General features: G+C 43.9%; 7 protein-coding genes. 4 read left to right on the top strand and 3 right to left on the bottom strand.

The window, feature by feature from the left end; translation table 11 throughout:
• The first annotated feature begins 109 nt into the window (after positions 1–109).
• On the top strand, positions 110–871 hold the full coding sequence (gene udp / locus B7C60_RS09080; RefSeq protein ID WP_099611378.1) for a uridine phosphorylase: 762 nt from the start codon (positions 110–112) through the stop codon (positions 869–871).
• Positions 872–931: 60 nt separating this feature from the next.
• On the opposite strand, the gene B7C60_RS09075 is transcribed toward udp, so the two are convergent.
• Positions 932–1,738 (bottom strand): hypothetical protein, encoded by an 807-nt coding sequence (locus B7C60_RS09075; protein ID WP_099611377.1) that lies wholly within the window; start codon positions 1,736–1,738, stop codon positions 932–934.
• Positions 1,739–1,973: 235 nt separating this feature from the next.
• Complete coding sequence (gene metG, locus B7C60_RS09070; protein ID WP_099611376.1) at positions 1,974–4,040, bottom strand: methionine--tRNA ligase; 2,067 nt, start codon at positions 4,038–4,040, stop codon at positions 1,974–1,976.
• A gap of 157 nt (positions 4,041–4,197) precedes the next feature.
• Between metG and apbC the strand changes: the two genes are divergently transcribed.
• From apbC to B7C60_RS09055, 3 genes are all read left to right on the top strand, one after another.
• On the top strand, positions 4,198–5,274 hold the full coding sequence (gene apbC / locus B7C60_RS09065) for an iron-sulfur cluster carrier protein ApbC (protein WP_099611375.1): 1,077 nt from the start codon (positions 4,198–4,200) through the stop codon (positions 5,272–5,274).
• A gap of 218 nt (positions 5,275–5,492) precedes the next feature.
• On the top strand, positions 5,493–6,134 hold the full coding sequence (gene udk, locus B7C60_RS09060; RefSeq protein ID WP_099611374.1) for a uridine kinase: 642 nt from the start codon (positions 5,493–5,495) through the stop codon (positions 6,132–6,134).
• Positions 6,135–6,221: 87 nt separating this feature from the next.
• Entirely contained in the window at positions 6,222–8,351 is a 2,130-nt protein-coding gene (locus B7C60_RS09055) for an AsmA family protein (protein ID WP_099611373.1), read from the top strand.
• A 112-nt stretch (positions 8,352–8,463) separates the two neighbouring features.
• Here the strand turns inward: B7C60_RS09055 and cobO are convergent.
• Positions 8,464–9,032 (bottom strand): cob(I)yrinic acid a,c-diamide adenosyltransferase (gene cobO / locus B7C60_RS09050; RefSeq protein WP_245869081.1); only part of this gene is annotated, 569 nt, incomplete at its 5' end.

Genomic DNA, 9,032 nt, shown 5'->3' with positions numbered 1-9,032 from the left:
CTCGTTTTGTTGTGATGGCTATCACTTATTGTTGCTGGTGAGTGGGCTAGAGTAGCGCTGTACCCAATACTAACGATGCGCAGAATAAGCCGCAATGAAGGAGTTACTTATGTCTCAAGCTGTATTTCACTTAGGTGTTACTCAGGCCGATTTGAATGGGGCCACGTTGGCCATTATTCCCGGGGATCCCGCACGAGTACAAAAAATTGCCGAATTAATGGATAACCCTGTCTTTTTAGCCAGTCACCGTGAATATACGCTCTATCGTGCTGAGCTTGATGGCCACGCTGTGGTGGTGTGCTCAACCGGGATTGGAGGCCCTTCAACGTCTATTGCTGTTGAAGAGTTAGCGCAATTAGGTGTTCGAACTTTCTTGCGGGTCGGAACCACTGGCGCAATTCAACCTCATGTTAATGTGGGGGATATGATTGTGAGTACCGGTTCGGTTCGCCTTGACGGTGCTAGCCTGCACTTTGCCCCAATGGAATTCCCAGCGGTAGCTGACTTTGACGTTGCGACTGCCATGAAAGCAGCGGTACTGGAAAGCGGTGCAACCGTACATATGGGAGTGACGGCATCAAGTGATACTTTTTATCCAGGCCAAGAACGTTATGATACCTTCACCGGACGTGTCGTTCGCCGTTTCCAAGGTTCGATGAAAGAATGGCAAGAAATGGGCGTGCTTAACTTTGAAATGGAATCCGCCACTTTATTAACCATGTGTGCGAGTTCTGGGTTAAAAGCTGGCTGTGTGGCGGGGGTGATCATTAACCGGACACAAAAAGAGATCCCTGATCATGCAACATTGAAAGAAACGGAAGCGCGTTCTATTAGAGTGGTGGTCGAAGCGGCTCGTAAAATGCTCAAATAAATAATCGCTTCAAATCCATAAGCACCGAATTCACGGTGCTTATGGATCGCTTTAAGAGCGTTAAGCCAGAACTAATTTAGGTAATGGTAGGTATAAGCTCTCTGTTAGATCCGTTAACATTTGATCGTACACGTCGGCGATACTCAGTGAAATTTCTGAGGTGAGTTGATAAAAAGCTTCAGGTTCCATAATGAATGCCTGCGCATCTTGTAACTCCGTTAAGCGATGCATCGCCTGACCACCGGCTGGTGATGCAATAGACAACGGGCTAATGAGTGCCAACTGGTTGAGTTTTCGATGCACAACTCCGCAATAATATTTTAGCCGAGCGCGCCCTTCCTCGGTATGCATCTCCTCAATGCACATCCGTAGTTGAGTTAATGCATCCATGCTGTCAAGTACTTGTTGCCAGTTCATATGATATTCATCACTCAAATCTTCTCGGTTCGACTCGACTAGCCAAGCCAACATGACTTCATCTAGTAAGAATAAGCAGTGACGAATCGCTTTACCATGCAGCATTTGGTTACGAGAAATGCTTCGCTTTTGCCAATCATTGGCTAGCCCTTTCAATGTCAGCTGTAAAATCCGATAGATAGGTTTATTATCAAAATGTGCAGTGGCAACTAAACGTTCTGAATTCTCTTCAATCTGTTGCTGTAAGTGTTGTAATTCTGTCGACCGGTCTTGGCCAAACATCAAGCTGTGATGTGTAGCACTACGATGCTGACGACATAAGAAGAGTAACTGTCGTAAATTGATTAATAAGGTGTATTTCCGCTGTAAAGCCGACTCTTTTTGTTGGGTAAATAAGTACATCAAATACAAAACGGCGATAGAGATAAGCATTGAAATAAAAACAAACATAAGCGACTCCTTGTTTATGTTAGTCACCATTAAAGGAGTTGCATGCTTGATGCCAATATTTTATGGCTAATAAATCAATGGTTTAATTTGCTTTATTCGTTAAACTCGCACCGTGTTGGTGCGCTATGCTCGAAAAGAGGGATTGAGAAAAGAAAAAAGCCCCTAGTACCGATAAGTCATAGGGGCTAACTCACTAGGGTCAACAGACCCTAAAGCTGACGTTCTCTGGAATGAGTTACATTACACGCATACCAGGTTGGGCACCCTCATGTGGTTCTAAAATCCACAGCTCACGACCACCAGGGCCAGCGGCTAAGATCATCCCTTCTGATAGACCAAACTTCATTTTACGTGGTTTCAAGTTAGCGACCACGACGGTATATTTTCCGACCAGATCTTCTGGGTTATATGCTGCTTTAATGCCAGAGAAAACTTGACGTGTTTCACCGCCAATATCTAACTGGAATTTCAGCAATTTATCCGCTTTCGGTACCGCTTCACAAGCAAGAATTTTCGCGATACGTAGGTCTACTTTAGCAAAATCGTCAAATTCGATTTCTGCGCTAATGGGATCTTTGCTTAACTCCGTTTGCTGTGCTTTAGGTGCAGCGACTTCTGCGGCAGATTTTTCAGCAGCAGCTTCTTGCTTTGACGCTTCGATCATGGCTTCAATGTGCTTAGGATCAATACGATTAAATAGCGCTTTGAAGGCAGTGATCGGATGATCTGTTAAAGGCTGAGCAATGCCATCCCAAGTGAGCATTTGATTTAAGAAGGCTTCAGAGCGTTCAGCGAGTGATGGCATGACTGGTTTTAAGTAAGTCATCAACACGCGGAATAGGTTGATACCTACGGTACAGATCTCTTGCAGTGTTTGATCTTGGCCTTCTTGTTTTGCTACCACCCAAGGGGCTTTTTCGTCCACGTATTGGTTGGCTTTATCCGCGAGTGCAGTAATTTCACGAATGGCACGGCTAAACTCACGATTTTCATACAGCTCGCCAATGCGATCCGCGGCGGTAATAAACTCATGGTATAACTCGGGCTCTGCGAAATGAGCCGATAATTGACCGTCAAAACGTTTAGCAATAAAACCCGCATTACGAGAGGCTAAATTGACGATTTTATTGACGACGTCGGCATTCACACGTTGTGTGAAGTCTTCCAGATTCAAATCCAGATCATCGATCCGGTTATTGAGTTTTGCCGCATAGTAGTAGCGTAAACACTCAGGTTCGATATGTTTAAGGTAAGTGCTGGCCTTGATAAATGTCCCTTTCGACTTAGACATTTTTGCGCCGTTGACGGTGACATAACCATGCACAAAAATGTTAGTCGGTTTACGGAACCCACTACCATCTAACATCGCTGGCCAAAATAGGCTGTGGAAATAGACAATGTCTTTACCAATAAAGTGGTACAGCTCCGTTTGGCTGTCTTTATGCCAATATTCGTCAAAGTCTAAATCATTGCGCTTGCTGCAAAGATTTTTGAATGACCCCATGTAACCAATCGGCGCATCGAGCCATACGTAGAAGAATTTGTTGGTTTCACCGGGGATTTCAAACCCAAAATAGGGCGCATCACGGGAAATATCCCACTGATGAAGACCCGACTCAAACCACTCTTGCATTTTATTGGCGGTTTCTGTTTGCAATGAGCCGGAGCGAGTCCATTCTTTAAGCATCGTTTCAAACTGAGGAAGATCGAAGAAGAAGTGCTCCGACTCTTTCATAATGGGAGTGGCACCAGAAACGGCAGAACGAGGGTTGATCAGATCAGTTGGGCTGTAGGTTTCCCCACAAGCATCGCAGTTATCGCCATATTGATCTTCTGACTTACATTTCGGGCAGGTTCCTTTCACGAAGCGATCCGGTAAGAACATCTCTTTTTCTGGATCGTAGAGCTGAGAAATGGTGCGACTAGTAATAAAGCCATTTTTTTTCAGTTGCAGATAAATATAAGAGGCGAGTTCTCGGTTTTCTTCACTGTGTGTGCTGTGATAGTTATCAAAACTGATATCAAATCCAGCGAAGTCTTTTTGGTGCTCTTCACTGACAGCAGCGATCATCGCTTCCGGTGTCATATCCATCTGCTGTGCTTTAAGCATAATTGGCGTGCCGTGAGCGTCGTCAGCACAGATGAAGTTTACGATATTGCCGCGTAGGCGTTGGTAACGCACCCAAATATCCGCTTGGATATGCTCAAGCATATGACCTAAGTGGATTGAACCGTTAGCGTACGGAAGGGCACAAGTTACCAGTAGTTTCCTTGGAGAAACCGTTCTTGGTTCAGTTGCCATACTTAATTATTCGCTATATTTGATAGGTATTGAAAGTAATGGTTAATACTACCTGATGACGCTACTGACGCCAAGGTAAGAGTCGAGATAAGACTTTATCTTTTTAGGGTTCAGTGTCGTGAAAGAGAGTGGTAGCATGAGCAAAAAAGGAGGGCTTATGCTCACATTTACGTCCAAATATGATTTTTGTTCTTGGCTCACTCAGTTTTCTCACCCCAACTTGATTGATGACTGGGCGCATTCTCCGAGTATTGTCTCCGTATCCGCGAGCGGGAAATTTGAAATACAGATCCCATTTGCAGCTCAAGCATTGGTTACAGAATTGCAGCAGTGGATTGTTCAGCAACAGAAAACACAACAGGTCGCCTGTTTTGATTATCAGATTTCGGTTACACCTAAAGCTTTAGTGACCCAGGTTGCCAATCGTATTAAAGGGGTTAAAAATATTATTGCGGTTACCTCTGCCAAGGGTGGGGTTGGCAAATCCACCACGGCTGCAAACCTAGCATTGGCGATTGCGGGCAGTGGGGCGAGGGTTGGCTTGCTTGATGCGGATATTTATGGCCCTTCGGTTCCGATAATGTTTGGTGTGCAAGGCGCGAAACTTGAAGTGCGTGACAACAAATGGATGCTGCCCGTGCAAGCGCATGGTATTTATACCCATTCCATCGGTTATTTAGTCGATAAAGCTGATGCCGCTATTTGGCGTGGGCCGATGGCTTCTAAAGCTTTATCTCAGTTGCTAAATGAGACCGAATGGCCCGATCTCGACTATTTGGTGATTGATATGCCACCAGGCACGGGTGATATTCAATTAACGCTCTCTCAACAAATTCCGGTAACGGGGGCGGTGATTGTGACAACTCCTCAAGATTTAGCCCTAGCCGATGCACGTAAAGGTGCAGCCATGTTTGAGAAGGTAGAGGTTCCGGTGGTTGGGCTTGTGGAAAATATGAGCTACCACATCTGCAGTCATTGTGGCGAAAAAGAAGCGATTTTTGGTGTTGGTGGTGCGCAGACATTAGCGGGAGAATATGGCTTAGCACTATTGGCTCAGATCCCTTTGCATATTCATATGCGAGAAGATATTGATGCTGGTAAACCAACAGTCGTCGCTCGTCCTGACAGTGAACATAGTCAGATCTTCTATATGCTTGCCGAGCGAATTTGCGCCAGCTTGTATTGGCAAGGCCAAGTAAAACCAGAAATGATTGACTTAACGTTCGTGGATTAAGTCTCAGTTTTTAGCGGTGAATGTTGACACCGCTAAATTTATTTTTGTGAAAATATTTTCCAAACAGCAAGGTAATCGTTTGCCTTGCTGTGAATTTATTCAAGATAAGAAATTACGGGTATTTTACTGATTTACGAACTGGTATCTGTAGGATGAACTCCCTATAATCAGGCGGTTTATCTTCATTCCTCACATACACGTATCGGGTACACTCAACCATGTCTGATAATAATCAATGCGTCATCATCGGTATTGCTGGCGCTTCTGCTTCTGGGAAAAGCCTTATCGCGAGTACCATTTATAATGAACTTCGCGCCAAAGTAGGCGACCATCAAATCGGTGTAATCACGGAAGATTGCTATTACAAAGACCAAAGCCATCTGAGTATGGAGGAACGTGTCAAAACGAATTACGACCATCCTAATGCTTTAGATCACGATCTTTTATGTGAACACCTGCAAACCTTAGTCCGAGGTGAAGCGGTAGAAGTTCCAGAGTACAGCTACAGTGAACATACTCGAACGGCCAACACCACGTTATTAACACCGAAGAAAGTAATTATTCTTGAAGGTATTTTACTGCTGACAGATCCTCGTTTACGCGACTTAATGCACGCCTCAATTTTTATGGACACCCCTTTAGATATTTGTTTATTACGCCGCGTAAAACGTGATGTAGAAGAACGGGGCCGTACGATGGAATCGGTATTAAAACAGTACCAAAAAACCGTTCGTCCGATGTTTCTGCAATTTATTGAACCGTCAAAACAGTATGCGGACATCATCGTTCCTCGTGGTGGAAAAAACCGCATCGCGATAGATGTGCTGAAAGCACATATCGCTAGATTGCTAAAATCATAAATTTAACCGATAGTTGACTTTATATTTTTCCGTATTAGTGGCACTTTAAGTGCCACTTTCTTTATCTCGTCAAGCAAGGAAAAGCAGATGAAAAAACTGTCCCTGTTTATTGCTATGCTGCTGGTGATTGTCGTCGGTGCTATTGCAGCGTTAGTTATTTTTGTTAATCCTAATCAATTTAAGCCACTGATTGTGGAGCAAACAAAAAAACATACCGGACTTGAATTGGTTATTGATGGTGATATTCACTGGACATTTTTTCCATCGATTGGGTTAGAGCTTGGTAAAACTGAACTTAAAAATCCTATCGGGTTCACACAAGCAAATTTATTTAAAGTCGATCGTGTCGGTATCGAGCTAGCGGTGATGCCATTGTTTGATAAACAGTTACAGATTGGTAATGTTCAGCTTGAAGGCGCTGAAATGTATCTGGAAACATTAAAAGATGGCCGCTCAAATATCGATCGTGTCGCCAAGCGAACCAGCACAGAGAATACGCAGCAAACTGCGACGAAAGCCGATCATACCGAAAGCGGAACTAGAAGCTCAGAATCAGAAATTACCAGGACTGAAAATGCTTGGACAATCAATTTAGCGGGTGTTTCAGTTAAAGATGCTCGCTTGGAGGTTAATGATCAGCAAACAGCGACACATATAAAGTTATACGATGTGCAATTAATGGTTTCCGAATTTGCTGCTAATCGATGGACTACAATTGATTTTTCTGCACAAGGTAGCAACAACCAGCAACAATTTGGTGTGGCTGGCCAAGCAGAAATCAAGTTATCAGAAAATTATCAACACTATGCTTTGCGTAATATTGCGTTGAATGCACATTTTAATGATGCTGCCACTCAGATAGAGGCCATAAAACTGGAAATGGCTACGTTTGAGTTTGATAAGGCCAATTCGCTGGCTTTCTCTGTGCAAGGAAAAGCGGCGGACTTGCAATTGGATGTGGCAGGAAAAACAGCTTTAGTGGTTGATACTGCGATTTCAACCATCTCTATTGATGAATTAGATTTGCTTGCCCATTTACAAGGGGAAGCGTTACCTCAATCGCCAATGCAAGTGGCAATGAATGCCTCTTTCTCTTTTGATATCGAGAAAAATTCACTCAATCTGATTGTAGAAAAACTGGCCGCTAACGCGCTAGAGTTGTCGGGAAAGGCAAGTGTACTATTGAGTGATATTCCACAAGTTCGCTTTACATTACACAGTCAACATATCGACCTTGATGAATTTTTGGGGCTAGGTCAATTACAAACTGAATCGGTTGGAAATGCTCAATCTACTCAGAATTTGCACACAACGCCATCAGCATCAGCGCAAGAGGTTGAGCCTGATTTATCGGCTTTGAAAGGAATGGATATGATTGGGCAGATCACGATAGACCAATTAAAAGCCGCCAATGCCAAACTGCAGAATGTACAGACTCGTTTCTCTATCAATCGAGGAGTGATTGATCTCAGTTCGCTAACGGCTGAACTTTATCAGGGTAAAGTTCAAGCCAGTGCTCAGGTCGATACGCGTCAGATACCCGCAACCTATCGCGTGAAAAATACGGTTACAGGGGTGAAAGTTCAACCCTTACTGGCCGACGTGCTGAAGAATGGACTGTTAGAAGGTACCGGTAATATTGATGTGGTTCTGCAAGGCAAAAGCTTGACTCCAACGGGGATCCAGAAAAATTTGCTGGGAACGGTGGCAATTCGATTTACCGATGGGGCTGTTAATGGCATTAACGTCGCGCAGTTGATTCGTACCCATTACGCTAAACTCAAAGGGCAAAAAATCGATGAATCAGATACGGTCAAGAAAACCGATTTCAGCGCGATGAGTGCGACGCTGAAACTGAACAAAGGTGAAGTTTCTACCTCCAATCTAACCATGCAATCTCCACTACTGCGTATTCATGGAGAAGGAAAGGCGAATTACTTACAAGAAACGGTTGATTTTCTTGTCCGGACATCAATTGTTGGCACATTAAAAGGGCAAGGTGGTAAAGACATTGATGAGCTGCGTGATGTAACGATACCTGTTCATATTTCAGGTCAGTGGCTTGAGCCTAAGTTTCGCTTGGTATTTGATGACGTCTTGAAACAAAAAGCTCAAAAAGAGATCGATCGAAGCATAGAAAAATTAGGTGGCAAAATTAAAGATGAAAAAACCAAACAAGCTGTAGATAGTTTACTTAAAGGGTTACTGAAACATTAATTTTATTTTCTTGTTACACGGTTAACGCTAAGGCCGTGACTTTGTGCACGGCCATGATATCGCTTACTGATAGGATCACTGTCGCGTGAGCGGCTAGCAGGATCAAGGCACCTTACCAGTCTATTCCTTGTCGTGCTTTGATTCCTGCATCAAAGGCATGTTTGATGTTTTTTACTTCTGATACTGTATCCGCAATTTCCACTAAAGATCGATGCGCGCCTCGGCCAGTAATGATCACTGACTGTGTTGTTGGTCGTCCTATCAGTGCATGCAGCACATCCTCTAGCTCAATATAACCGTAGCTGAGCATATAAGTCAGCTCATCAAATAACACCACGTCTAATGCGGGATCTTTAAGCATGCGTCGACACTCTTGCCATACTTGCTGGGCCGCTTCGGTATCGGCTTGTTTATTTTGTGTTTCCCAAGTAAAGCCTGTCGCCATGACGTGAAATTCGACTCCAAGTTTTTCGAGTAGGTTACGTTCGCCGTTTTCCCAAGTTCCTTTAATAAATTGTGCTACCGCACATTTTTTGCCATGGCCGACGGCTCGAGCAATGGTACCAAAACCAGAGGTGGACTTTCCTTTACCATTGCCAGTGATCACCAGTAATAGCCCTTTTTCTTCTTGGGCTTGTGTTATGCGAGCATCGACCTGCTGTTTGAGTTTTTGCTGACGAG

Origin of the sequence: Vibrio fujianensis (assembly GCF_002749895.1) — a bacterium.
Classification (GTDB): Bacteria; Pseudomonadota; Gammaproteobacteria; order Enterobacterales; family Vibrionaceae; genus Vibrio; species Vibrio fujianensis.
This window is presented reverse-complemented; position numbering and strand designations above follow the sequence as displayed.

Coding starts and splice junctions, on each gene's coding strand:
- udp (WP_099611378.1), top strand. CDS start 110: ATGTCTCAAGCTGTATTTCACTTAGGTGTTACTCAGGCCGATTTGAAT.
- B7C60_RS09075 (WP_099611377.1), bottom strand. CDS start 1,738: ATGTTTGTTTTTATTTCAATGCTTATCTCTATCGCCGTTTTGTATTTG.
- metG (WP_099611376.1), bottom strand. CDS start 4,040: ATGGCAACTGAACCAAGAACGGTTTCTCCAAGGAAACTACTGGTAACT.
- apbC (WP_099611375.1), top strand. CDS start 4,198: ATGCTCACATTTACGTCCAAATATGATTTTTGTTCTTGGCTCACTCAG.
- udk (WP_099611374.1), top strand. CDS start 5,493: ATGTCTGATAATAATCAATGCGTCATCATCGGTATTGCTGGCGCTTCT.
- B7C60_RS09055 (WP_099611373.1), top strand. CDS start 6,222: ATGAAAAAACTGTCCCTGTTTATTGCTATGCTGCTGGTGATTGTCGTC.